At 67.3% G+C, this 22,374-nt stretch carries 20 protein-coding genes; 7 read left to right on the top strand and 13 right to left on the bottom strand.

Annotated elements, in window-relative coordinates; genetic code table 11:
• Position 1: 1 nt before the first annotated feature.
• Positions 2–1,183 carry an acetyl-CoA C-acyltransferase gene (locus tag H2052_RS00780; protein ID WP_293776750.1) on the top strand — a complete coding sequence of 394 codons (1,182 nt, stop codon included), beginning with the start codon at positions 2–4 and terminating at the stop codon, positions 1,181–1,183.
• A gap of 7 nt (positions 1,184–1,190) precedes the next feature.
• On the opposite strand, the gene H2052_RS00775 is transcribed toward H2052_RS00780, so the two are convergent.
• The 6 genes from H2052_RS00775 to glmM form a co-directional block, all read right to left on the bottom strand.
• Positions 1,191–2,399: a hypothetical protein gene (locus tag H2052_RS00775; RefSeq protein WP_293776748.1), complete on the bottom strand. Its 1,209-nt coding sequence runs from the start codon at positions 2,397–2,399 to the stop codon at positions 1,191–1,193.
• A gap of 101 nt (positions 2,400–2,500) precedes the next feature.
• Positions 2,501–3,559 (bottom strand): dihydropteroate synthase, encoded by a 1,059-nt coding sequence (gene folP / locus H2052_RS00770; RefSeq protein ID WP_293776745.1) that lies wholly within the window; start codon positions 3,557–3,559, stop codon positions 2,501–2,503.
• 123 nt (positions 3,560–3,682) lie between these two features.
• Positions 3,683–4,786 carry a DNA methyltransferase gene (locus H2052_RS00765; protein ID WP_293776742.1) on the bottom strand — a complete coding sequence of 368 codons (1,104 nt, stop codon included), beginning with the start codon at positions 4,784–4,786 and terminating at the stop codon, positions 3,683–3,685.
• A gap of 195 nt (positions 4,787–4,981) precedes the next feature.
• A complete protein-coding gene (gene rnhB / locus H2052_RS00760) occupies positions 4,982–5,587 on the bottom strand; it encodes a ribonuclease HII (RefSeq protein ID WP_293776739.1) in 606 nt (201 codons plus the stop codon).
• Between the two features lie 5 nt (positions 5,588–5,592).
• Positions 5,593–6,393 carry a bifunctional hydroxymethylpyrimidine kinase/phosphomethylpyrimidine kinase gene (gene thiD / locus H2052_RS00755; RefSeq protein WP_293776736.1) on the bottom strand — a complete coding sequence of 267 codons (801 nt, stop codon included), beginning with the start codon at positions 6,391–6,393 and terminating at the stop codon, positions 5,593–5,595.
• Positions 6,390–7,727: a phosphoglucosamine mutase gene (gene glmM, locus H2052_RS00750; protein WP_293776733.1), complete on the bottom strand. Its 1,338-nt coding sequence runs from the start codon at positions 7,725–7,727 to the stop codon at positions 6,390–6,392. Before glmM ends, thiD begins: the two co-directional genes overlap by 4 nt.
• A 95-nt stretch (positions 7,728–7,822) precedes the next feature.
• Here glmM and H2052_RS00745 point away from each other — a divergent pair, with 95 nt between their 5' ends.
• Together H2052_RS00745 and H2052_RS00740 are read left to right on the top strand one after the other, a co-directional pair.
• A complete protein-coding gene (locus H2052_RS00745; protein WP_293776729.1) occupies positions 7,823–9,262 on the top strand; it encodes an alanine/glycine:cation symporter family protein in 1,440 nt (479 codons plus the stop codon).
• Entirely contained in the window at positions 9,234–10,229 is a 996-nt protein-coding gene (locus H2052_RS00740) for an aldo/keto reductase (RefSeq protein ID WP_293776726.1), read from the top strand. Before H2052_RS00745 ends, H2052_RS00740 begins: the two co-directional genes overlap by 29 nt.
• Positions 10,230–10,328: 99 nt before the next feature.
• Here H2052_RS00740 and H2052_RS00735 read toward each other — a convergent pair whose 3' ends face one another.
• From H2052_RS00735 to H2052_RS00715, 5 genes are read right to left on the bottom strand one after another with little or no spacing between them, the layout of a single operon-like run.
• A complete protein-coding gene (locus tag H2052_RS00735) occupies positions 10,329–11,120 on the bottom strand; it encodes an SDR family oxidoreductase (protein ID WP_293776724.1) in 792 nt (263 codons plus the stop codon).
• Positions 11,111–11,800 (bottom strand): NnrU family protein, encoded by a 690-nt coding sequence (locus tag H2052_RS00730; RefSeq protein ID WP_293776723.1) that lies wholly within the window; start codon positions 11,798–11,800, stop codon positions 11,111–11,113. Before H2052_RS00730 ends, H2052_RS00735 begins: the two co-directional genes overlap by 10 nt.
• A gap of 20 nt (positions 11,801–11,820) precedes the next feature.
• Complete coding sequence (locus H2052_RS00725) at positions 11,821–13,119, bottom strand: amidohydrolase family protein (protein WP_293776721.1); 1,299 nt, start codon at positions 13,117–13,119, stop codon at positions 11,821–11,823.
• Positions 13,116–14,537: an amidohydrolase gene (locus tag H2052_RS00720; RefSeq protein WP_293776718.1), complete on the bottom strand. Its 1,422-nt coding sequence runs from the start codon at positions 14,535–14,537 to the stop codon at positions 13,116–13,118. The genes H2052_RS00725 and H2052_RS00720 overlap by 4 nt, the downstream gene beginning before the upstream one ends.
• On the bottom strand, positions 14,534–16,099 hold the full coding sequence (locus H2052_RS00715; RefSeq protein ID WP_293776715.1) for a peptide MFS transporter: 1,566 nt from the start codon (positions 16,097–16,099) through the stop codon (positions 14,534–14,536). The genes H2052_RS00720 and H2052_RS00715 overlap by 4 nt, the downstream gene beginning before the upstream one ends.
• 56 nt (positions 16,100–16,155) lie before the next feature.
• Between H2052_RS00715 and H2052_RS00710 the strand changes: the two genes are divergently transcribed.
• Positions 16,156–16,890, top strand: a complete 735-nt coding sequence (locus H2052_RS00710) for a DUF6265 family protein (protein ID WP_293776712.1) — start codon at positions 16,156–16,158, stop codon at positions 16,888–16,890.
• Positions 16,891–16,912: 22 nt separating this feature from the next.
• Here H2052_RS00710 and H2052_RS00705 read toward each other — a convergent pair whose 3' ends face one another.
• Complete coding sequence (locus tag H2052_RS00705; RefSeq protein WP_293776710.1) at positions 16,913–18,949, bottom strand: TonB-dependent receptor; 2,037 nt, start codon at positions 18,947–18,949, stop codon at positions 16,913–16,915.
• Between the two features lie 104 nt (positions 18,950–19,053).
• Here H2052_RS00705 and H2052_RS00700 point away from each other — a divergent pair, with 104 nt between their 5' ends.
• From H2052_RS00700 to cysQ, 3 genes are read left to right on the top strand one after another with little or no spacing between them, the layout of a single operon-like run.
• Positions 19,054–19,635: a nitroreductase family protein gene (locus tag H2052_RS00700; RefSeq protein ID WP_293777211.1), complete on the top strand. Its 582-nt coding sequence runs from the start codon at positions 19,054–19,056 to the stop codon at positions 19,633–19,635.
• A 58-nt stretch (positions 19,636–19,693) separates the two neighbouring features.
• The gene (locus H2052_RS00695; protein WP_366484153.1) at positions 19,694–20,014 is read left to right on the top strand and encodes a GntR family transcriptional regulator; all 321 of its coding nucleotides are present in this window, start codon (positions 19,694–19,696) and stop codon (positions 20,012–20,014) included.
• Positions 20,011–20,796, top strand: coding sequence for a 3'(2'),5'-bisphosphate nucleotidase CysQ (gene cysQ / locus H2052_RS00690; protein WP_293776706.1), 786 nt, complete (start codon positions 20,011–20,013; stop codon positions 20,794–20,796). The genes H2052_RS00695 and cysQ overlap by 4 nt, the downstream gene beginning before the upstream one ends.
• Here cysQ and H2052_RS00685 read toward each other — a convergent pair.
• Entirely contained in the window at positions 20,766–22,373 is a 1,608-nt protein-coding gene (locus H2052_RS00685) for a hypothetical protein (RefSeq protein WP_293776703.1), read from the bottom strand. The two genes, cysQ and H2052_RS00685, sit on opposite strands and share 31 nt — an antisense overlap.
• Position 22,374: the final 1 nt, after the last annotated feature.

The raw sequence follows: 22,374 nt of genomic DNA, 5'->3' as shown, positions 1-22,374 counted from the left end.
CGTGGATCCAATCGTCATCGTCGGCGCCAAGCGCACCCCTATGGGCGGCTTTCAGGGCGACTTTTCCGGCCTGACCGCCAGCCAGCTCGGCAGCGCCGCGATCCGCGCCGCGCTTGAGGAAGCCGGCGTTCCGGCCGCCGATATCGATCAGGTGATCATGGGCAACGTGCTCGGCGCGGGCCAGGGTCAGGCCCCGGCGCGTCAGGCGCTGCTCGGCGCGGGGCTTCCCGAAAGCGTCGGCGCGACGACGCTCAACAAGATGTGCGGTTCGGGCATGAAGGCCACGATGGATGCGCACGACATCATCCTTGCCGGTAGCGCCGACATCATGGTCGCGGGCGGCATGGAATCGATGACGAACGCCCCCTACCTGCTGCCGAAGGCGCGCAGCGGATACCGCATGGGCCACGGCGAGGTGAAGGACCACATGTTCCTCGACGGCCTTGAGGACGCCTACGACAAGGGGCGCGCGATGGGCACCTTCGCGGAGGAAACCGCGCGGCACTACCAGTTCACGCGCGAGGCGCAGGACGCTTACGCCGTGCGCTCGACAACACGCGCGCAGGGCGCCATCGCGAACGGCAAGTTCGCGGGCGAGATCGTGCCAGTGACGGTCAGCGGCCGTGGCGGCGACGTGACCGTGAGCATCGACGAGCAGCCCGGCAAGGCGAAGCTCGACAAGATCCCGACGCTGAAACCGGCGTTCGCCAAGGACGGCACGGTGACGGCGGCGAACAGCTCCTCCATCTCCGACGGCGCGGCGGCGCTGGTGCTGATGCGCGAATCGACGGCGAAGGCACGCGGCCTGACGCCGATTGCCCGCATCCTCGGCCATGCGACGCACGCGCAGGCCCCGGCCTGGTTCACGACCGCGCCGGTGTTCGCGATCGAAAAGCTGCTGAAGAAGGTCGGCTGGTCGGCAAATGATGTTGATCGCTATGAGATCAACGAAGCCTTCGCGGTGGTGGCGATGTGCGCGATCCGCGATCTCGGGCTCGACGAGGACAAGGTGAACGTCCACGGCGGCGCCTGCGCGCTCGGCCACCCGATCGGCGCAAGCGGCGCACGCGTTATCGTGACGCTGCTCGGCGCGCTGCGCGACGCGGGGCTCACGAAGGGCGTCGCCAGCCTCTGCATCGGTGGCGGCGAAGCGACGGCACTCGCAGTCGAGCGCCTGAACTAGCGCGACTTCAGCGCTGCATCACAGGAAGCGTATCGAGCGCCCGGTCGATCCGGGCGACGGCCTCGGCATATTCGGTGCTGGAGACGTCGCGGTAGCGATGTTCGAACGTGCTTGTGCCCATCCCCTCGCCGAAACCGAGCGCCGCGAGGGGCAGCAATTCGGGGACACCCGCCGCGAACCGCGACGAGAGCGTTCCGGCCCGCACCGGGCTTGTTGCAGCCTCGCCGAGCCGAAGCCCGGCGCGGTCCGCCGCGAGATCGACGAACGAAAAGCCACTGCCGCCCGCAAGGCTGTCGTCGAGTTCCTTCCACGTGCCGAGCGCGCGCCCAATCGCCGGATCGGCCGCGGCAGCAAGCGCCGCCGACAGCGTGAAGTGCTTGGCAAGATCATCACGCCCCGCCAGCGTCACGGACAGCGTGGCAGGCAGCATGGGGCTGAACGAGGCCTCCCCATCGCGCGCAAGGCGCCCGGCGCGTGGACCGACGACAAGCATCGCGGCTGCCACCATTGCCGCGCGCGCGTGCCTGCGCGCCGCCTCGCCGGTGCGTGGCGCCCCCTTGAACAGCGCGGCATAAACTTCCGGCAGATCGACCGCGCGACCACCCAGACGCTGGTGCGCCGCGACGTACAGCCGGTTGGCGAGGCGCCCATCGATGGCGTCGTCAGAGGGGGCGAGCTTGCTGACCCCCTTGAGCAGTCCCTGCGGGAGATCGAGCACGACATTCGCAGTGCCCTTCCCCGCCTCGAACGCGAGGATCGCCTCTCGCGTCGTGGGGAAGCGCGTGCCGGCACGCATCTCCGCCGCCTTGTGGGCGAGGCCGAGCAGCGGCTCTAGCAGCAGAGCGGGGATCGGCAGCGTGCCGATGTTCGCCGAAATCCGCGGGTAGCCGTAGTCCTCCACCTCGGCGATGCGCACGCCGCCCGTGAGCCATGTGCCGTCCGAAAGGCGGAAGGCGGCCTTCACGGCGAGCGCGTCGTCCGCGACCCGGGGGGACAGGCGAAGCCGGGGCACGCCGTTGGTGAGGACGCGCGCGGCGCCTTCCATGTCCGCGATCGAGGCCGTGACCGGCGAAGGCTCTTCGGCTGCGGCGACCTCGGCCAGCGCGACGGCGAGATTGCGCGCAGCGCGGACATCGGATGCGCTCGGCACGCCGGGCGCAGCGATGCGCTCACCCGTGAGCGCAGCCGCTCCGGCGAACAGGACAAGAGCCAGCAATCCAAGCACGAATCGAATGGGGCCACTCCCGTCAGATACGGCAGCGTTCTACTCGGGGGCCGGGCGCGCTCACAAGCGGCAGATGCCGCACCGGCGACGATCTACAGCGTGGGCGGGCTGAGCGCCGCGTCGCGCAGGCCCCGCCACACGCGGATCGCCTGCACCGATTCGAAGACATCGTGGACGCGCACCATCTGCACGCCCTGCCCGATTGCCGTCATCACCAGCGCGAGCGAGCCGCCGAGACGGCGATCGACGGGCGCTTCGTTCGCAAGCGCGCCGACGATACGCTTGCGACTGGCGCCGAGCAGCACGGGGACGCCGAGGCCGTGGAACAGCGAGAGGCCGTTCAGCACTTCGAGGTTGTGCCGCACGGTCTTGCCGAAGCCGATGCCCGGATCGACGATGATCTTGTCGCGCGCGATACCGGCTGCCACCGCCGCATCGATGCGTATTTCCAGCCAGTCATAAACGTCGAGCAGTGCATCTTCGTACTGCGGATCGCGCTGCATCGTCTCGGGGCCGCCCTGCGTGTGCATGATGACGACGGGGCAGCCGGCGTTTGCGATGGTTTCGAGCGCGCGTTCATCGTGTGTGAGACCGGAGACGTCGTTGACCATGCCCGCGCCGCGCGACAGGGCGTCGGCCATCACCGCGCTCTTGCGCGTGTCGATCGAGACCGCGACACCTGCCTTCGCCAGCCGCTCGATGACGGGCGCGACGCGCGCGATCTCGTCCTGCTCCCACACCTCGGCGGCACCGGGGCGCGTCGATTCGCCGCCGACATCGATGATCGCCGCGCCTTCCGCCGCCATGGCGACGGCAGCAGCGGCGGCCTCTTCATCGGTCGCGTGGCGGCCGCCGTCGGAGAAACTGTCCGGCGTGCGGTTGAGGATCGCCATCACCGAGGGCTCGGAAAAGCGCACCGTGCGCTCGCCGAGCTGGATCGCCGCGCGCGGCGCGGTCAGCCGTGCCCAGAGCGGATGCGTGGTATCGATCTCGGAGACCGGCAGCAGCCGCTGCGACACGCGCTTGCCGCCGCTGCGCTCAATGATCTCGACCGCCGAGAACCAGGTGAGCCCGCCCGCAAGCCGCTGCACCTGCCCGTCGTAGCCGAAGGGCGCATCAACGAAGCCGGTGGGGCGGAAATAGGTTTTCATGGCTCACCTTGCCGGATGACAGAACGGTTATACGTCCCTCGACTTCGCTCGGGATGAAGGGCCTTTGTACCTTGTAAAACGTTCATCATCCCGAGCGAAGTCGAGGGACGCACAGCGCCGGTGTCAGGCCGCGATGTCGCGCCTGTAGGCCTCGCGCACCGTATCGATCGGTTCGAGCGCGCCGCCGCGTTCCATGTGCCAGAAGGTCCAGCCGTTGCACGAAGGCGCACCCTGCGCCGCCGCGCCCATCTGGTGGATCGAGCCGGCGTCGCCGCGGAAGGCGAGACTGCCGTCAGCGCGGACACGCGCTCTGTAGCGGCGTGCCGTGTCGACAAGTTCCTGACCCGGCAGGATGAGCCCGGCCTCGACAAGCGTGCCGAACGCAACGCGCGGCGCCTGCCGCTTGCCACGGGTGATCTGCATGGCGTCGGGCGAAAGTGGCGTCGTTTCCGCGATGCGCTTTTCAGCGACCTCGATATAGGCCTGCTCGCGATCGATGCCGATGAAGCTGCGGCCGAGCCTCTTCGCCATCGCGCCCGTGGTGCCGGAGCCGAGGAACGGATCGAGCACCACGTCGCCGGGGTTCGAGGCCGCCATCATCACGCGATAGAGCAGCGCTTCGGGCTTCTGCGTCGGGTGCGCCTTGACGCCGCCGACCTTGACGCGCTCGCCGCCGGTGCAGATCGGGATCGTCCAGTCCGAGCGCATCTGCACGTCGTCGTTCATCATCTTCAGCGCGTGATAATTGAACGTGTAGCGCGCCTTTTCGGACTTCGAGCACCAGATCATCGTTTCGTGCGCGTTGGTGAAGCGCGTACCCTTGAAGTTCGGCATGGGGTTCGTCTTGCGCCAGACGATGTCGTTCAGGATCCAGTAGCCGAGATCCTGCAGCACCGTGCCGACGCGGAAGATGTTGTGGTAGCTGCCGATCACCCAGATCGTGCCGTCATCCTTCAGGATGCGACGCGCGGCGGAGAGCCAGCGGCAGGTAAAATTGTCGTAGGCGCCGAACGTGTCGAACTTGTCCCAGTCGTTATCGACCGCATCGACACGGCTGCCTTCGGGGCGAAACAGGTCGCCGTTCAGCTGAAGGTTGTAGGGTGGATCGGCGAAGATAAGGTCCACCGACTTTGCCGGCATGGCCTCCATCTCCGCGATGCAATCGCCGAGAATGATGCGCGAGGAGACGCGTGATGCCTCGTCGATGCTGTCCGGTCTGGCCGCCATAATGCCCCCTGTTCGCCCACTTGCTCCAAATGCGCGCGGACCTTGGCCCGGCACGGACTCTTGCGTCAAGAGTCCATGGATTCAAAGAGTTGCAGAGTTAACTTAAGATTCCATTAAACATGAAGTCTTGACCGCAACCCCTTGCGATGGCGCAGATCGGCATACGCCAGCCCTAGTGGGTGTTGCGAAAACGACTCAATGTGCGAATTCGAGCTCGCGCTGCACCGGCGCGAAGCTGCGGCGGTGATGAACGGTGATACCGAAGCGCGTGACCGCTTCCAGATGCGCCCGTGTCGGATAGCCCTTGTTCTCGTGCCAGCCGTAACCCGGGAAGGCGTCGTGAAGCTGAACCATGTAGCGATCACGCGTGACCTTCGCGAGGATCGACGCCGCGGCGATCGACACCGAAAGCGCATCCCCGCCGACGATCGCATCGCAGCGATAGCGCCAGCGCGGGGTGCGGTTGCCATCCACCAGCACATGATCGGGCGAGACCGGCAGCGCCGCGACAGCGCGCGTCATGGCGAGGAAGGTCGCCTGCAGGATGTTGATGCGGTCGATCTCCTCGGGACTCGCCTCGCCGATCCCGATGTGCGCACAACCCATGATGATGTCGAACAGCGCCTCGCGGCGCGCGTGCGACAGTTTCTTGCTGTCGTTGAGCCCCTCCGGGATGCATGCGGGATCGAGGACGACCGCCGCTGCGACAACCGGGCCGGCAAGCGGCCCCCGGCCCGCCTCGTCGACGCCCGCCACAACGCCGCGGCAGCGCGCCTCGTGGCTGTAGTCGGGTCCCTGCACGACCCTCACCGCGCGAGCGGCCATCCGTGGCCGAGCGGCCCGTGCCCGGCGCCGAAGCCCGGCGCCGCCAGGATCGCCTGGCGCACATAATCGCGCGCGCGCCATGCCGCCTGTTCGAGCGGCATCTTCTGCGCAAGACCGACCGCGAGCGCCGAGGCGAGCGTGCAGCCCGTGCCGTGCGTGTGCTTCGTGGCGATGCGGGAATCGACCCATTCCTTGGCGCGGCCCGGCGTCACCAGCCAGTCGCTGATCTGGTCGCCCTTCAGATGCGCGCCCTTCACCAGCACGGCCTTCGCACCAAGCCCGAGGATTGCTTCGCCCGCGTCGCGGGCATCCTCCGGCGAGCGGATTTTCTTGCCCGAAAGCGCCTCCGCCTCGACGATGTTGGGCGTCACCACGTCCGCCATCGGCACAAGCAGCGACGTGAGCGCCTCCACCGCATCCGGGCGCAGCAGGTGGGCGCCGCCCTTCGCGATCATGACCGGATCGAGCACGATCGGCACGGCGACGTCGGTGAGCGCACCGGCGACCGCCTCGATCACCGCCTGGCTGCCGAGCATCCCGATCTTGATCGCATCGGCGCCGATATCGGCGAGCACCGCCTCGATCTGCGCCGCGATCACGCTGACCGGGACGGCGTGCACGTCGTGGACGCCGTTCGTGTCCTGAACCGTGACGGCCGTAATCGCGGTCGCGGCATAGCCGCCGAGCATCGCGATCGTCTTGATATCGGCCTGAATGCCGGCACCGCCGCCGGAATCAGACCCCGCGATGACGAGGACGCGTGCCTGCTGGGGCCTGGTCATGCAGCCTTTGCCACGGCTTCGCAGATTTCATCGACGACGCGTTCGACGAGGCCCATGTCCTCGCCCTCCGCCATCACGCGGATGAGCGGTTCCGTCCCCGACTTGCGGATGACGAGCCGGCCCGTGCCGCAGAGACGCGCCTCGGCGGCGGCTATGACGCCCTTCACGCTATCGGTGTCGAGCGGCTGGCCGCCGTTGAAGCGTACGTTCTTGAGGAGCTGCGGCAGCGGTTCGAACAGCGTGAGCACTTCGGACGCCGGCCTGCCGTCTTCCACCAGCACGGCGAGCACCTGGAGCGCTGCAACGAGCCCGTCGCCGGTCGTCGAGTAATCCGAAAGGATGATGTGGCCGGACTGTTCGCCGCCCACGTTGAAGCCCTTGGCGCGCATCGCTTCGAGCACGTAGCGGTCGCCGACCTTGGCGCGCTCCAGAGCGAGGCCAAGCCCGCCGAGATAGCGTTCAAGGCCGAGGTTCGACATCACCGTCGCGACGAGCCCGCCGCCCTTGAGACGCCCGGCGGCGTGCCAGCTGCGCGTGACAAGTGCCATCAGCTGGTCGCCGTCCACGATCTGCCCGCGCTCATCGACGATGATGAGCCGGTCGGCATCGCCATCGAGCGCGATGCCGATGTGCGCGCCGCTCTCGACCACCTTTTTCTGGAGCGCCGCGGGCTTCGTGGAGCCGACATCGTCGTTGATGTTGAAGCCGTTGGGATTGACGCCGATCACCTCGACATCGGCGCCGAGCTCCCAGAGCGCGCTCGGTGCGACATTGTACGCCGCGCCGTTTGCGCAATCGACGACGAGCTTCAGCCCATCGAGGCGCAGGTGATCCGGGAAGGTCGATTTCGCGAAGTGGATGTAGCGCCCGCGCGCGTCCTCGATCTTCTTGGCGCGACCGATGTGCTCGGGAGCCGCGAGTTTCGGCTCGGCTTCGAGCAGCGCCTCGATCTCAAGCTCGTCCGCATCCGACAGCTTGTAGCCGTCCGGCCCGAACAGCTTGATGCCGTTGTCCTGGTAGGCATTGTGGCTCGCCGAGATCATGACGCCGAGATCGGCGCGCATCGAGCGCGTGAGCATCGCGACCGCCGGGGTCGGCACCGGGCCCACCATCACGACATCCATGCCGACGCTGGTGAAACCCGCGATCAGCGCCGATTCCATCATGTAGCCCGAAAGCCGCGTGTCCTTGCCGATGACGACGCGGTGCTTGTGGTCACCGCGCAGGAACTTCGCGCCCGCCGCCTGGCCGACGCGCATCGCGATCTCCGGCGTCATCGGTACGGTGTTGGTGAGCCCCCTGATCCCATCGGTGCCGAAATAGCGCCGGCCCATAATCGTCCTCTCCAGCCCCGGCGTGTCTTGCACACGCGCCTATAACAGGCTCTTTATGCCGCAAAATTGTTAAAATGAAGGGCGGGCCGCACGGAATGATCGAAGCAATGGGTCGTTTTATCGACCAGCTCTCTGCATTCGTCTTCACGAAAGTGCCCTTTTTCGGCACCGAGATCGAGCTCGTCGTCCTGGCGCTCGCGTCCGCGATGTTCTTTTTTACGCTGTGGCTGGGCGTTCCCCAGCTACGCGGCGTTGCCATCGGCCTCCAGCTGGTCCGCGGCCGCCATGCCGACGACAGCGCGCCGGGAACGGTGAGCCAGTTTCAGGCGCTGTCGACGGCGCTCTCAGGCACGATCGGGCTCGGCAACATCGGCGGCGTCGCCATCGCCATCGCGCTTGGCGGGCCCGGCGCGGCCTTCTGGATGTTCGTGATCGGCTTTTTCGCGATGGCGCTGAAGGCCGCCGAAGTGACGCTCGGCCTGATGTACCGCGAGTTCAGCGCTTCGGGCGAAGTGCGCGGCGGGCCGATGTATACGCTGAAAAACGGGCTCGCACGTATCGGCCTGCCGAACACCGGCCGGAAGCTCGGCGGCCTCTATGCCTTCTTCGCACTCGGCGGTGCATTGCCGCTGATCCAGGTCAACCAGAGCTTCAGCCAGCTGACGGTGATTACCGGCATCGAGAGCACGCCGGGTAACGGGCTCGTCTACGGGCTCATCCTCACGATTGCGGTTGGCATCGTTATCATCGGCGGGGTGCGGTCGATCGCAACGGTCGCCGCGCGGCTCGTCCCCGTGATGTGCTTCGTCTATCTGGGCGGCGGCGCGGTCATTCTCGCCGCAAACGCAGGCGCGATTCCCGGCGCCTTCGCAACCATCGTGAGCGCCGCGTTTTCGCCCGACGCCGTTGCAGGCGGCATACTCGGCAGCTTCGTCGTCGGAATGCGCCGCGCCGTCTTCTCCTGCGAGGCGGGCGTCGGCACAGCGGTCATCGCCCATAGCGCGGCGAAAACGCACCACCCGGCATCGGAAGGCATGGTGGCGCTGATCGAACCCCTGCTCGACACGATGATCGTCTGCACGATGACCGCGCTCATCATCGTCGTCACGGGCGTTTACAACGACGGCTACACGGACATCGCCATGACCTCCGCTGCGTTCGGCACCGTGACGGCATGGTTCCCCTATGTGCTGTCGGTCGCCGTGCTGCTCTTTGCGTTCTCCACGCTGATTTCGTGGGGATATTACGGGCTCCAGGCATGGGGCTACCTGTTCGGCCACAGCCGCACGAGCGAACTCGCCTTCAAGCTTTTCTATTGCCTCCTGCAACCGTTGGGCGCCGTCCTTTCCCCCGGCAAGGTGGTGGACCTTATTGACAGCCTGTTCTTCCTGATGGTGCTGCCGAACCTGATCGGGCTTGCGCTGCTGGCCGTACCCGTGAGACGCGAGGTGAGCGGCTTCCTTGCCAGCGTGAAGGCCGGCACGATTTACGGAAAGGGTATCGACGATGAAACGGCGCAACCTCGGCACGACTGACGTTTCCGCGATCGGGCTCGGCTGCATGGGGATCGCCGGGGTTGGCGGCATGGCCATGTACGGCGAGGTGGACATCGACGAGGCGGTCCGCACCATCCACCGTGCGCTCGAGATCGGCGTCGACTTCCTCGATACCGCTGAGGTCTACGGCCCCTACAAGAACGAGGAATTCCTTGGAGAGGCGCTGAAGGGCAAGCGCGACAAGGCGTTCATCGCCACCAAGTTCGGCTTCAAGATTGTCGATGGGCGTGTGCGGGGAACCGACAGCCGGCCCGAGACCATCCGCGCCGTTTGCGAGTCGAGCCTCAAGCGCCTGCAGACCGACGTGATCGACCTGTTCTACCAGCACCGCGTCGACCCGGACGTGCCGATCGAAGACGTCGTCGGCACGATGGCGGACCTGCAGGCCCAAGGCAAAATCCGCTTTATCGGTCTTTCCGAAGCCGGTGTCGGCACGCTGGAACGCGCCGCCGCCACGCACCGGATCGACGCGCTGCAATCGGAATATTCGCTGTGGGAGCGGGAGATCGAAAACGACATCCTGCCAGCCTGCCGCAAACACGGCATCGCCCTGGTGCCCTATTCGCCGCTCGGGCGCGGGTTCCTGACCGGCGAGGTGAAGCGGGCGGAAGACTATCCCGAAACGGATTATCGCCGGAAAGACCCCCGCTATCAGGGTGCGAACTTCGACGCGAACATGGAACTCGTCGCCACCGCGAAGCGCATCGCGGACGCGCACGGCGGGACACCCGCGCAGGTCGCGCTTGCGTGGCTGCTCGCGCAGGGGCCGGACATTATTCCGATCCCGGGCACGAAGAAGGTGAAGCGGCTGGAAGAAAACGCCGCTGCCACCGAGCTCGCCCTCTCCGCCGCGGACGTCACCGCACTGAACGCCGCCGCGCCCGTGGGCGGCACGGCAGGCGAACGCTACGATACGCCGGCCAAGCTGGCGATGCTGCGAATTTAGAGCGCGCTGCATGAAATCTGACGTAGGACGCGCGCTCTATCTCTTTATTGTCGCATCGTTGGGTGCGGAAAACCGGTTCCCACTTTTCCGCACGATGCTCTAGCGTTTCGGCGCCATCTTCGCGACGCGTCTGAACACATAGCGCGGGGCTAACCGCTTCAGCCAGAGCGCCTGCATCTCAAGGCCCCTGCCCACAGGTATCTCGGGCTTGCCCGCGCGCAGGCCGGCGAGAATCTCGTCGGCCGCCTCTGCAGCGGTGATGCCGTGGCCGACCGGGTCTTCCTTCGGGCCGAAGCGCTTGCCGTGGCCATCGAGCGCGTTTTCAGCGATGTTCGTCTGCACGAAACCGGGTGTGACCACGGTAACGCGAAGGCCGTGCTGGGCGATTTCGGCGCGCAGCGCATCCGAAAAGCCGACGAGCGCGTGCTTCGCAGCGCAGTAGCCGGTGCGCATCGGCGCCCCGATCTTGCCCGCAACGCTGGCGATCTGGACGAAATGTCCCTGCCCCCGCGCCACCATTTTCGGCAGCACGAACTGGGTGAGCCGGAGCGGCGCGAAGAAATCGACCTCCATGATCTGCCGGTAGACACCGAAATCGGTATCGAGCGCCATCGAACGCTGCGAGATGCCCGCATTGTTGACGAGGACATCGATCGCGCCGCGCCAAGCCCACGCGCGGTCGACGATGCCCGGCAATGCGGCATAGTCGGTCGCCTCGAACGGCAGGGCGAAGCGTTCGCCTTCAAGCCGCCGCGCAACGTCTGCGAGCGCGGCTTCCCGCCGCCCCGAGAGGATGATCTGCGCTCCCGCCCTGCTGAACGCCTCGGCGAGCGCGGCGCCGATGCCCGACGACGCCCCCGTGATCCACACGGTCTTGCCAGTCAGTTCCACAGCATCGCGCCAGTCGATTTGCCGATGACGAGCGGGTGCGTCATGACGAGAATGACATAGAGCGCGAGGCCCATCACGATCGGCAGCACGCCCGGCCAGACCCGCGCCCAGCCAAGCCGCCCGGACAGCTGCGCGCCAAGCGGCCAGTAGCTGGTGTGCGCTGCATAGGCCGCCCACGCTTCGCCCAGCTGCATGGCCTTCTTGCCATCCTGAAACCAAGCGCCGACGAGCGCCAGTATGCCGATGCCACCGGCAAGGATCAGCGTTTCGAGGCGGCCGGTCGAGGCGACATGCACAATAGCCCAGAGGCCGAACGCCCACATCATCGGATGCCGCGTAATGCCCATCACGCCCTTGGGCTCGGTCCCTTTCGAAAGCACCTTCCCCGCCTCCACCATCGCCGGATTGGGCGCGAGAAACGATCCCACGAAGAGGATGCTGGCGACGAGCATCAGGAGCCAGCCGACATGCACCACCCACAGGGGCGGCACCCAGAGCTGAACCGTGGGCGCGGCGCGGTAGGCGAGCACCGCCCAGATCAATGTCGCGAAGGCAACGAGCGAATAGAGACCGAGAAAGCCCTTCTCGCCGATCCTTGCGACGAGCGGTGCGCGAAGGGGGTGGGACAGGATGAAATGGGTAAGCACAAACAACGCAACGGCGATTGCAAGCTCGGCCATTTCCCGGCCCTCCCCTTCTCCTAGCGGCTATACTGTTTGGGCAGTGTATCCTGTTTCAGCGGATTGTAACGATCCCGTAATTTCGTCTGCCGTGATACGAGCGGCATTTCGCGACCATCGATGAACAGCGCTGTCGGCGCCGACGCAAGCTCGATGGGATCGCCCGACCAGACGACGACGTCCGCGCGCTTGCCGGGTTCGAGCGTGCCAAGCTCACCGCCGAGGCCGAAGATTTCAGCCGGGTTGCGTGTGAGCGCGGCAAGCGCTTCTGCGTGGCTGACCTGAACGCCGCCCGGAATCCGGCCCTGCGCGACAAGATTGCCCGCCTGCTGCGGAATGAGCCGCACCTGATGGTTGAGATCGCGGCCGATCGGCACGATCGCGACCTTCACGCCCGCACGGATCATGCGCCCGACGTTCGACTGCGTTGCTGCAAGCGCTTCGAAGCTCTCAGGAAGATTGGGCGCGACCGATGCCAGCACGGGAACCCCTGCCGCCGCGATCTTGTCCGCCACCGTCCAGCCCTCGGCGGCACCGGCGAGGATGAGCCGCAGGCGCGGGTATGCTTTCTTGAGAGCAAGCACGTTCACGATGTCGCTGGCGCGGTTGACGCTGACGACCGCCGGAACCTCGCCGCTGATGACCTTCGCAAGCGCGGCGGCATCGGCCCGTTTCAGCAGTGAACCACGATCGCGGCCGTAGCCATAGCCCGCAGGGTTGCGCGCGTAAGCTGCCGCTTCGGCGAACGCGTCGGCAAGACGCGCGAACAATGCGCCGCGCGAGCCGCCCGCGAGCCGCGCGCCGTCCTCGCCCATCACGATATACTGGAAAGCCTGCTGCCGGGTGATCGGCGTTCCCTCGCCGAGCGACAGCACGAGGCCCTGCCCGCCGAAGATGTCGTTGCCCGCGTCCGGCATCACGGCGGCACGTGTGACGCCTTCGATGCGGGTAACGGCGATGGCGGTGGTGAGCGGGTTCACCGCGGGCGCGATGTCGATCGCGGCCGCATAAGGCGCGGAGGTGGCCTGGATGTCGTTGGTGCCCGAGACCGCATCGACCTCGACGATGCCCACGCGCGAGTAGCCCGCGAACAGACCCGGTGTCACCCAGCCGCCGCCGGCATCGACAACGCGCGCGTCCGCCGGGACGGCGACGTTCGATCCGACCGAGACTATGCGTCCATCACGGATGACGACGGTGCCGTTCTCGATGGGTTCGGCGCGCGCGATGGTGGCGACCTTGCCGTTCACGATGGCGATGGTTTCCGCGAACGCAGGCGTCGCGATCGTCAGCGCGAGGAGCGAGAGCAGACGCTTCATTTCGGGTCTCCTTCACCGGGCTGGCCAAGCTCGAAATCGCTGACCGGGCGCATCCGCGACAGCGCATCGAACATCAGCGCACCATCGATCCAGACCTTCTCGGCCTTTGCATAAACCGAGAGCGGATCACCGTTCCAGAGCACGACGTCGGCGCGCTTGCCGGGCGCGAGGCTGCCGATTTCCTTGTCGAGGCCAAGCGCCTTCGCGGCGTTGATGCCGATCCATGTCCACGCCGCTTCGGGCTTGATGTCGAGCCCCGCACGGTTGCCGTCCGCAAGCGCCTTCGCGGTTTCCTGATTGAGCCGCTGGATACCGAGATCGTCGTCCGAATGCGTGACCGCGCAGCCGCCCGCCGCATGAACGAAGGGCAGGTTCTCGCGGATGCCGTCGTAGGCTTCCATCTTGAACCCCCACCAGTCCGCCCACATCGCGGCGCAGGTGCCGTTCGCCTTCAGAAGATCGGCGATCTTGTAGGCTTCGACAGCGTGGTGGAAGGTGGTGACCTTGTAGCCGAACTCCTTCGCCATATCGAGCACGAGCGCCATTTCGTCGGCGCGGTAGCAGTGGTTCTGCACAAGGATTTCGCCGTCGAGCACGCCGCGCAGCGTGTCCATCGCGATGTCGCGCGCGGGCACGTCCTTCAGCGCGGCGGTGCCCGCCTTCACCTTGCCTTCGTATTCATCCCACTTGCGATCATATTCCTGCGCCTTCGCCCACGTCGCACGGTCCACCGCGATGTTGCCCATGCGGCTTCCCGGCTTCTGGTTGCGGCTGCCGTAGACGCGCTTCGGGTTTTCGCCGCACGCCATCTTGAGCGTGTAGGGCGCGCCCGGAAACTTCATTTCCTGCACCGTGCGACCCGGCACGTTGCGCAGGGAAACGCCGCGCCCGCCGAACAAATTCGCCGAACCGGGAAGGATATGCAGCGTGGTGATCCCGCCCGCCAGCGCACGCGTGAAGCCGGGGTCCTGCGGCCAGACGCCGTGTTCGGCCCAGACGTCCGCCGTGTTCGCGCCGGTGACCTCGTTGCCGTCCTGATGTGCTTCCACCGACGGCGACGGATAGTTGCCGAGGTGGCTGTGAACATCGATGACACCGGGCGTCACCCACTTGCCGGCGCCGTCGATCACCGTGACGCCTTCGGGCGCCGCCACGCTCTGGCCGATGGCGGCGACCTTGCCGTCTACGAGCAGCACTTCGCCGCCGATGATCTTGCCGCCAGCGCCATCATAGATGTTGACGCCGCGGATCAGCGTCGGCTGCGATGCATAAGGCTTGTAGACCGAAGGGAACGGATTCTTGTCGATCACCGGCAGATCGCGGGTGGGCTTGCCGGCTGCGGTTTTTGGCCCCTCCTGCTGACCAGCGCAGGCGGAAAGCAGCGCCGCCGATGCAAGCGCAAAAACCAGACTCTTCATGAACGCGTCTCCGCTGCCGTATTGATCCCCGCCGCCTGCGGCTCGCCGATCTCGGCGACGCCCGCCAGCGCGCCATCGTCCTTCAGCGTATCGAGATGCATCAGGCGCCGGATCAGCGGCGAGATGACGAGCACGCCGACGCCGACCGCAATGGCGACCCAGCCGACATTCGAATAGACGCCGAGCACGACCTCCTTCGCTGCGCCCTCGCCCGTGCCGTGCTCCGCCCCGGTCGCCGCCGCGATCAGCCCTGCCGCGAAATTGCCCGCCGCCGAGGCGAAGAACCATGCGCCCATGATGAGGCTTGCCATGTGCGCGGGCGCGAGCCGGTTCATCGCGCTGAGTCCCACGGGCGAAAGGCATAGCTCGCCGGTCGTGTGCAGCAGGTAGATGAGGAAGATGAAAATGACCGGCGTCGGATTGCCGGTGCCCGCCGCATAGGCACCCGCCACGAGGACGAGAAAACCCGCGCCGAGCTGGACGAGCGCAAGGCCGAACTTCGCCGGCGCGGAGGGTTCGAGCCCGCGCCGACCGAGCGCCGTCCACGCCCATGCGAACAGCGGCGCGAGCAGGATGATGTAGATCGGGTTCAGCGACTGGAACAGCGAGGCCGGAACCTCGCCGCCCATGAAACTGCGATCGACATGGCGATCGGCAAAGAGATTGAGCGACGAACCGGCCTGCTCGAACAGCGACCAGAACAGCACCGAGCCGAGGATCAGGAAGATCACCGCGAAAATCCGGTCGCGGTCCTCCGCCGAGAGTTTCACAACCGCCGTGTAGAGCACATAGGCAACCAGCGCCGCGCCGGCGATGCCGAGGAGCCCGCCGACGAGCGATTGGTATTGCACGAGCGCCCACACGATCGCCACCGCTCCGAAACCGACAGCGTAGAGCAGCCATTCGAGCGGAAGCCCGGCGACCCGGCGCGACAAGGCCGCAGGGTCCGGCGCCTCACCCCGGCCGAGGAGGTAGGGCTTGCCCCAGATGAACACGAGAAGGCCGAGGATCATGCCGATGCCGGCCACGCCGAAGCCATAGGCCCAGCCGTAGGTCTGACCGAGATAGCCCGCGATGATCGTGCCGATCGCGGCGCCGAGATTGATGCCCATGTAGAAGATCGTATAGGCGCCGTCCCGCCGCACGTCCGTGCGCGGATAGAGCTGCCCGACGATCACCGAAATATTGGCCTTGAGGAAGCCCGAGCCAACGACGATGAAGGCGAGTGCCAGCCAGAAGATACTGATCGCCGCACCACCCTGACTGCCGTCGCCTTCCACCGCCATCAACAGATGCCCGAAACTGAGCAGCACCGCGCCGAACAGGACCGCCTTGCGCTGACCGAGCCAGCGGTCCGCGAGATAGCCGCCGATCACGGGCGTGATGTAGACGAGCGCGGTGTAGGCGCCGTAGATCACCGACGCGGCTTGATCCGAGAACATCCAGTGCTGGACGAGATAGAAGATGAGCAGCGCGCGCATCCCGTAGTAGGAAAAGCGCTCCCACATTTCGGCGAAGAACAGCACGAACAGCCCTTTGGGATGTCCGAGGATGGTTCCCATGGAATCGCTTGCTGGAAGGGCGCCGGCGGCAGCCCCCGTCGGTTGAGTCATTGGTCTTGGACCCTCTTCCCTTTTTGGAACGGCAGCGATCAGGCCGCGCCGCTCTCCCATGGCGCGAGACTAGCCCCGCCTCCGGCGCATTGAAAGAATGTTTCGGCGGCCTGGAGCGTGTTCGTCTTCAGCCTTCTTTTTTTGACAGTGCAGGCCGAAAGCGCCGCAACGCCCGCAACGGCGGCACCGGATGGACCTGGCATCTGGAAACGCTATGCTGCGTTCGACCGGAGGCCAATGTCATGATCCGCGCCCTGATCGCCGTCACGCTCGCTCTGACCGCTCCCGCCGCCGCGCAGAACACGCGCTCGCTGGACGGCAACGTTTCGCCGCCCGCTTCCATCGATCAACTCGCCTGGCTGGCGGGAAGCTGGGTCGGCACGGGAATGGGCGCTGAGGTGACGGAAACCTATTCCGCGCCGCTCGGCGGCCGGATCACGGGCCATTTTGCCATGGCCGACGGCAAGGGCGGCGTCGCGTTTACCGAGATCGTCGATTATGTGCCCGTGGGCCAGTCGCTGGCCTATCGCGTGCGCCACTTCAACCCGGACATGACCGGCTGGGAGGATCAAACCGGCAAGCCCGTGGTCTTTCCGCTCGTCGCCATCGAGAAGGATCGCTGGTTCTTCGATGGCATGACAATCGAACGCACCGGCCCGGATGCTCTCGTCATGTGGGTGAAAATCACCGAGAAAGGCACCGCAAAGGAAGTCCCGTTCCGCCTGAGGCGCCAGCGCTGACCGCAGAGCGCTTCGCTTGAATTCAGCGGCCGGGACGCCAGCGGATGCCGACCCAGAGCGTGCGCGGCTGGCCGCGATCGATGATGCCGTCGCTGGTGCGCCCGGCCTCGACATTCGCGTCTGCGAGGTTTTCCGCCGCGAGGCGCAGCGAAAGCCCGCTACCCAGCGGCGCTTCGGCGAAGGCATCGAGCGTGAGTGCCGCGTCCAGCCTGAGCGTCTGGAGGTCGTCCTCAAAGCGCGCGCCGTCGTAGCGGGCGGCGACGCCCGCGCTCCATCCATCCGATCGCCAGCTGGCCGAGGCGCTCGCCTGATGCTTCGGGGTCTGTGCCGGGCGCATCCCGTCCAGCGCCGCGGACACGCCGCTCGCCTCGACGGTCGCATCGGTGAAGGCGTAGGAGAGGCTGAGCGCCCAGCGGCCGAGATCGAGGCCGGCGTTCGCCTCTATGCCCCAAGCCTCGATCGCGTCGAGATTGAGCCGCTGGCGATACGCACCCGCGACGAAACCGACGCCGGGGAAGGTGCCCGGCCCCTGCCCGAGCGTGACGTTGCCGATGGCGTTCTTCGCACGGTTGTAGAAGACCGTAGCGGAGAGGTGCGCGGTGCTGAGCGGGCGGTAATCGAAGCCCGCCTCGATGCCGCGTAGGCGTTCGGGCTTCAACGCCGCGTTGGCAGCGGTCGCATCCGCGCCGACGCGGAACGGGCGGTAGAGTTCGTTGAGCGTCGGCACACGGAAGCCGAGATACCCGGCGGTGCGCAGCGTGAGCGCCGGGGTGGCGGAGAGCGCAAGGCCGAGACGCCCGCTCGGCTCCGTGCCCGACCGCTTCGCGAAGTCCGTATCGGTGAGCACCGCGCCCGTCAGCTGCCGCTCGTCGAGATGGCCGTTCGCGAGCGACCAGCGATCGAGGCGGACGCCGCCTGTGAGCAGCAACGCGTCTGTCAGCCGCCAATCGTCCTCGATGAAAACACCGTAAACATTGCTGTCGCCGCCCGCTTCGCGCTTGCGCGTGAAGACGTTCGCCACCGGCGTGTAGAACTCCTTCGTCTCACCGCTCGCGCCGCGCCAGTCCGCGCCGAGACGCAGGACGTGCGTGCCGACCGTGGGGCGAATCTCGACCTTCGCGCCGTAGCCAGTGGCGGGCACCGCATACTGATCGAGCGTGGGGAAAGCGGCGCCGCGACCCGCCTCTATGCGTGCGAAGCGCGACGAGAAATCGCGCGTCTGGAGGTAGGCAACGGCCTCCCACGGCAGCGTGCCGCGCGACACCAGCCGCACGCTCGCGTCCGCGCCGCTGTTCGCCGAATCGACGATGTCGATGCCGCGCACGCGGTCGTCGGCGAATGCCGCACCGCGCACCTGAAGCTCGGTCTCCTCGCCGACAGGTACGACGAAGCGCACCGAACCGCCGTATTGCTCGTAGGAGGCCGGAATATCGATGGCGCCGCGCTGCGAGCGCTTGAGGAGATGGAATCCGTCGCCGCGATCGTATCCGGCGTCGAGCGCGATGAAGCCGCCGCCGAGCGGGACGGTGACACCTGCAGAGGCCGCAACCGAATCGCGGCTGCCGTAGTCGATACCGAGGACAGGCGAGCGGTCGCGCCCCGCGCTCGACAGTTCGATGACGCCGGTGAGCGCGCCCGCACCGAAAGCACCGGCCCCGCCGCCGGTCGTGATCCTCACCGACGAGAGGCTTTCGGGGCGGATCGCCGGCCACGGGATCCAGCCCGCGAACGGATCGGCGACCGGCACGCCGTCGAGCAGCACGAGCGCGCGGCTCGAGGCGTTGCCGCCGATGCCGCGAAGCTGGGCGCCCTGGCTCGTGGGATTCGCCGAGCGGCTGTCCGTGCGGCGGAACATCTGGAAGCCCGACGCCGCCTCCAGCGCCGTCTCCAGCCCGCCGGACACGTCCTGCAGCGCCGCGCCGTCGATCACCTGCACCGCATAGGCCTGCGTGCCGAGCGGCTGTTCGAGCGCATGGCCGGTGACGACGATCGTGTCGTCGGCAGACGCGGGGTGCGCTAGAGCGGCGGAGGCGAGCAAAAGGCAAAAACGATACCGCAAGATGGCGACCTGCTTTCTTTTTGGGAGGCGCTTCTGCTAGCGAGCAGCCCTCCCCCCGGCAACCGCCTATCGGCGAACGGCAAGAAGGCCAACCATCCGTGACCGTGTTCAACGACCTCACCACGCCCATCTCACTGCTTCTCTCCCGCCGCTCCGGCAAGGCGCGTGACATGGTCGCGCCCGGCCCGGATGACGCGCAGCTGAGGCGCATCCTGAGCGCGGCAGCGCGCGTGCCCGATCACGGCAAGCTCGCGCCGTGGCGCTTCGTGATCGTGCCGGAGAGCGAACGCGCCGCGCTCGCGCAGGCGCTGGGCGCGATCTATGTGGCCGAGAAACCGGACGCAGGACGCATCGAACGCGAGGCGATCCGAGACTTCGCGCGGCAGGCGCCCACTTTGGTGGTGACGCTGTTCCGCCCCAAACCCGAATCGCACATCCCGATTGCCGAACAGGCGGCCTCCGCCGCCGCCGCGACGATGACGCTCGCGCACGCCGCGCACGCGGAGGGCTTCACATCATGTTGGCTGACGGGCTGGGCGGCCTATTCGGAGGGTGTGACGCGGCTCTTCGGCGAACCCGGCGACAGCATCGTCGGCTTCATGTTCCTCGGAACACCGGGGAAACCGCTGGAAGAGCGCCCGCGCCCGGACCTCGAAGACGTCGTGAGCGTGTGGAGCGCGGCTTGACCGTGCTACTGTCTTATGGTTTTATAACACTATGTGGCAAACGACACGTCCGATCTATGTGCAGATACGCGATCTGATCGCGGCTGCGATCATTGACGGCCAGTACGGCGTCGGAGATTCGCTGCCGTCCGTGCGGGCGCTTGCCGCCGAGCAACAGGTCAATCCGCTCACCGTCTCTAAGGCCTATCAGGAGCTGCAGACCGCCGGGCTCGTCTCGGCACGGCGCGGGCTCGGGCTGTTCGTGGAACCGGGTGCGCGCGAACGGCTGGTCGCCGACGAGCGCAAACAGTTCCTGACGCGCGAGTGGCCGGCGATCCGCCGCCACATCGACCGGATCGGCTTGAAACCCGCGGAACTCTTCGATACCGCGGATGCGTGACACGCCTTTTTCTTGACGCGCTGCTCCCGGTGATCCGGGACGCGGCAACCCTCATCGAGCAAATCCGGGAAAACGGCGCCGCATCGCGCACCAAGGCCGATCGTTCGCCCGTGACCGAAGCGGACGAGCGCGCCGAGGCGCTGATCGTCGCCGCGCTCCGGCAAATCGATCCCGACACGCAGATCGTGGGCGAGGAAGCCTGCGAGGCGGATGGCAAGCCCGCCATCGCCGAGCGCTTCTGGCTGATCGATCCGCTCGACGGCACCAAGAGCTTCCTCGACGGCGGCGCGGATTATTCGGTGAACATCGGCCTCATCGTCAGCGGTGTCCCCGTCTTCGGCATGGTGATGGCGCCCCGTACGGGTACGGTCTGGGCAGGCACTGTCGGGGACGGCGCGTGGCGGTTCGATGGCGATACGAGGACCGCGATCCGCTGCCGGGCGCTTCCGGCGCGGCCCGTGGTCGTCACCAGCCGATCGCACAACGACGATCGCACGATGGCCTATGTCGCGCGCATTCCCGGCGCGGACGTCAAGCCGAGCGGGTCGTCGCTCAAGTTCTGCATGATCGCCGAGGGCGAGGCGGACGTGTATCCGCGCTTTGGGCCGACATCGGAGTGGGATACCGCCGCCGCGCACGCCGTGCTGCTCGCCGCTGGCGGCGCGATGGTCGACGCGGCAGGCGCGCCGTTCCGCTACGGCAAGGCGGATTACCTCAACGGGCCATTCCTCGCGTGGGGCGACCCCGCCGCCTACGCCGCGCTGCCTTCGATCACCGAATAGGTTGACACCGTCTCGGTGACGGCCGCGAGGACACGCGGATCGCGCGGGGCGTTAACAAGGGCTTCGAGCGCGCGGGCGGCCTGGCCGCGCATCGTGCGGTAACGCCTCTCCAGACTGCGGAGCCGGTCGCGATCACCCTGCCGGGCGGCGGCGACGGCGACGCGCAGGATCAGGCCCGCATCCCGTGCGGACGCCGCACCTTCAGGCAGCATGGGTTCGAGCCCCGCGATCACCGCCGGCCAGTCCCCCTGTGCCCAGGCGGCTTCGGCACGCAGAATATCTGCGTGGCGACCGTCGATGCCCGCGAGCAGGGTGCGGGCCGCGGCCGCGGCGCCGGTGCGGATGCGCGCGGCGGCTTCCGCCTGACGGCGGCGCAGATCGAGATCGGCGGGAAGCGCGGCGCGCGTTTCCGCAAGGACGGTGAGCGCCCGCTGCGGGTTTCCGCTCGCCACGAGGAGTTCGGCAAGCCGCACCGCAACGCTCGCCCGCGCCGTACCTTGGAGACGGTGCGCGACCTGATGATCGAGGAGGCGCGCCGCCTCCGCTGTGCGACCCGCAGCGGCGAGGCGTTCGGCGAGGCGGCGGATCAGGGCATCGGCCTCGGCGCCTTGCGGGGCATAATCGGGATAGGCGCCCAGCAACGCGACGGCCTGATGGGGCGGCGCGTCTGCGACAGCGGCTGAGAACCGCTTCGAAAGGTCCGGGACACCGCCTGCAACCGCGCTCCACGCCGCGAAGGCGCCGGAAACGTCGCCGGTCGCATCCCGAAGACTCCCGAGCGCCATCAGCAGATCGCGCTCGGCAGCGCCGCCACGCCAGACATTATCGAGACCTTCAAGGCGCGCGAGCGCGGCTTTCGGGGTGAGGCGCCCGGCCGCGACCTCGATTTCGGTGGCCGCGACCTCGGCTCGCAGCGCCGCGATCGGATTGGGACTCACGGCCGCGCGCCGGAAATGCGTGAGCGCCGCCGGCGCATTTCCGCGCAGCGTGACGCCCCGCCAATATTCGGCCTCGCCCTGCTGGACCGGGGACAGCCCATCCATCCGGCGCAGCACCGCCGCAGCCGCATCCATGTCGCCCGCCTCCGCATAGGTGCGGACGGCGGCCATCAGATAGGGCGCCCGCCCCGTGGCCGGCAGCGCCGCGAGCGCAGGCGCGGCGCAGCGATGCGCGGCAGAAACCCCGGTGCGGTCGCGCAGCCGCGCGGACGCGGCGAGGCGCTGAAGGCAGGCGGCGGGGACTTCGGCAAGTGCAGGCGTATCAAGCGCGGCCAGCGCCATTTCAGGCGCGCCGAGCGCGATCAGAACCTCGGCGCGCAGAAGTCGGAATTCAGAGGTTTCCGCTCGGCGGGGGGAATCGGCGGCAAGCACGCCGAGCACGCCATCCGCCTCGGCATGGAGACCGGCGGCGGCATAGTCCTGCGCGAGCCGCCAGCGCCGCTCGGGGCGCTCGGCATCGGGCGCGACGCTGAGCGCCTGCAGCGCGGCGCGCACGTTCGGCGCGTCTCCCGACACGGGCGCGGGGATCGCCAGCGCGAGCACGGCGAACAGCAGTAAACGTCGGGGTGCGAGGCGCACA

Source organism: Sphingosinicella sp., from assembly GCF_013911755.1.
GTDB lineage: Bacteria > Pseudomonadota > Alphaproteobacteria > Sphingomonadales > Sphingomonadaceae > Sphingosinicella.
The sequence above is the reverse complement of the archived record's forward strand: the minus strand, read 5'-3'. Positions and strand labels throughout refer to the sequence as shown.

What these genes read in the sequence shown, in the direction of transcription:
- glmM (WP_293776733.1), bottom strand. Translation starts at nt 7,727, where the DNA reads ATGGGCCGGCGCTATTTCGGCACCGATGGGATCAGGGGGCTCACCAAC.
- H2052_RS00720 (WP_293776718.1), bottom strand. Translation starts at nt 14,537, where the DNA reads ATGAAGAGTCTGGTTTTTGCGCTTGCATCGGCGGCGCTGCTTTCCGCC.
- H2052_RS00725 (WP_293776721.1), bottom strand. Translation starts at nt 13,119, where the DNA reads ATGAAGCGTCTGCTCTCGCTCCTCGCGCTGACGATCGCGACGCCTGCG.
- H2052_RS00745 (WP_293776729.1), top strand. Translation starts at nt 7,823, where the DNA reads ATGATCGAAGCAATGGGTCGTTTTATCGACCAGCTCTCTGCATTCGTC.
- H2052_RS00715 (WP_293776715.1), bottom strand. Translation starts at nt 16,099, where the DNA reads ATGGGAACCATCCTCGGACATCCCAAAGGGCTGTTCGTGCTGTTCTTC.
- H2052_RS00740 (WP_293776726.1), top strand. Translation starts at nt 9,234, where the DNA reads ATGAAACGGCGCAACCTCGGCACGACTGACGTTTCCGCGATCGGGCTC.
- H2052_RS00730 (WP_293776723.1), bottom strand. Translation starts at nt 11,800, where the DNA reads ATGGCCGAGCTTGCAATCGCCGTTGCGTTGTTTGTGCTTACCCATTTC.
- H2052_RS00765 (WP_293776742.1), bottom strand. Translation starts at nt 4,786, where the DNA reads ATGGCGGCCAGACCGGACAGCATCGACGAGGCATCACGCGTCTCCTCG.
- folP (WP_293776745.1), bottom strand. Translation starts at nt 3,559, where the DNA reads ATGAAAACCTATTTCCGCCCCACCGGCTTCGTTGATGCGCCCTTCGGC.
- thiD (WP_293776736.1), bottom strand. Translation starts at nt 6,393, where the DNA reads ATGACCAGGCCCCAGCAGGCACGCGTCCTCGTCATCGCGGGGTCTGAT.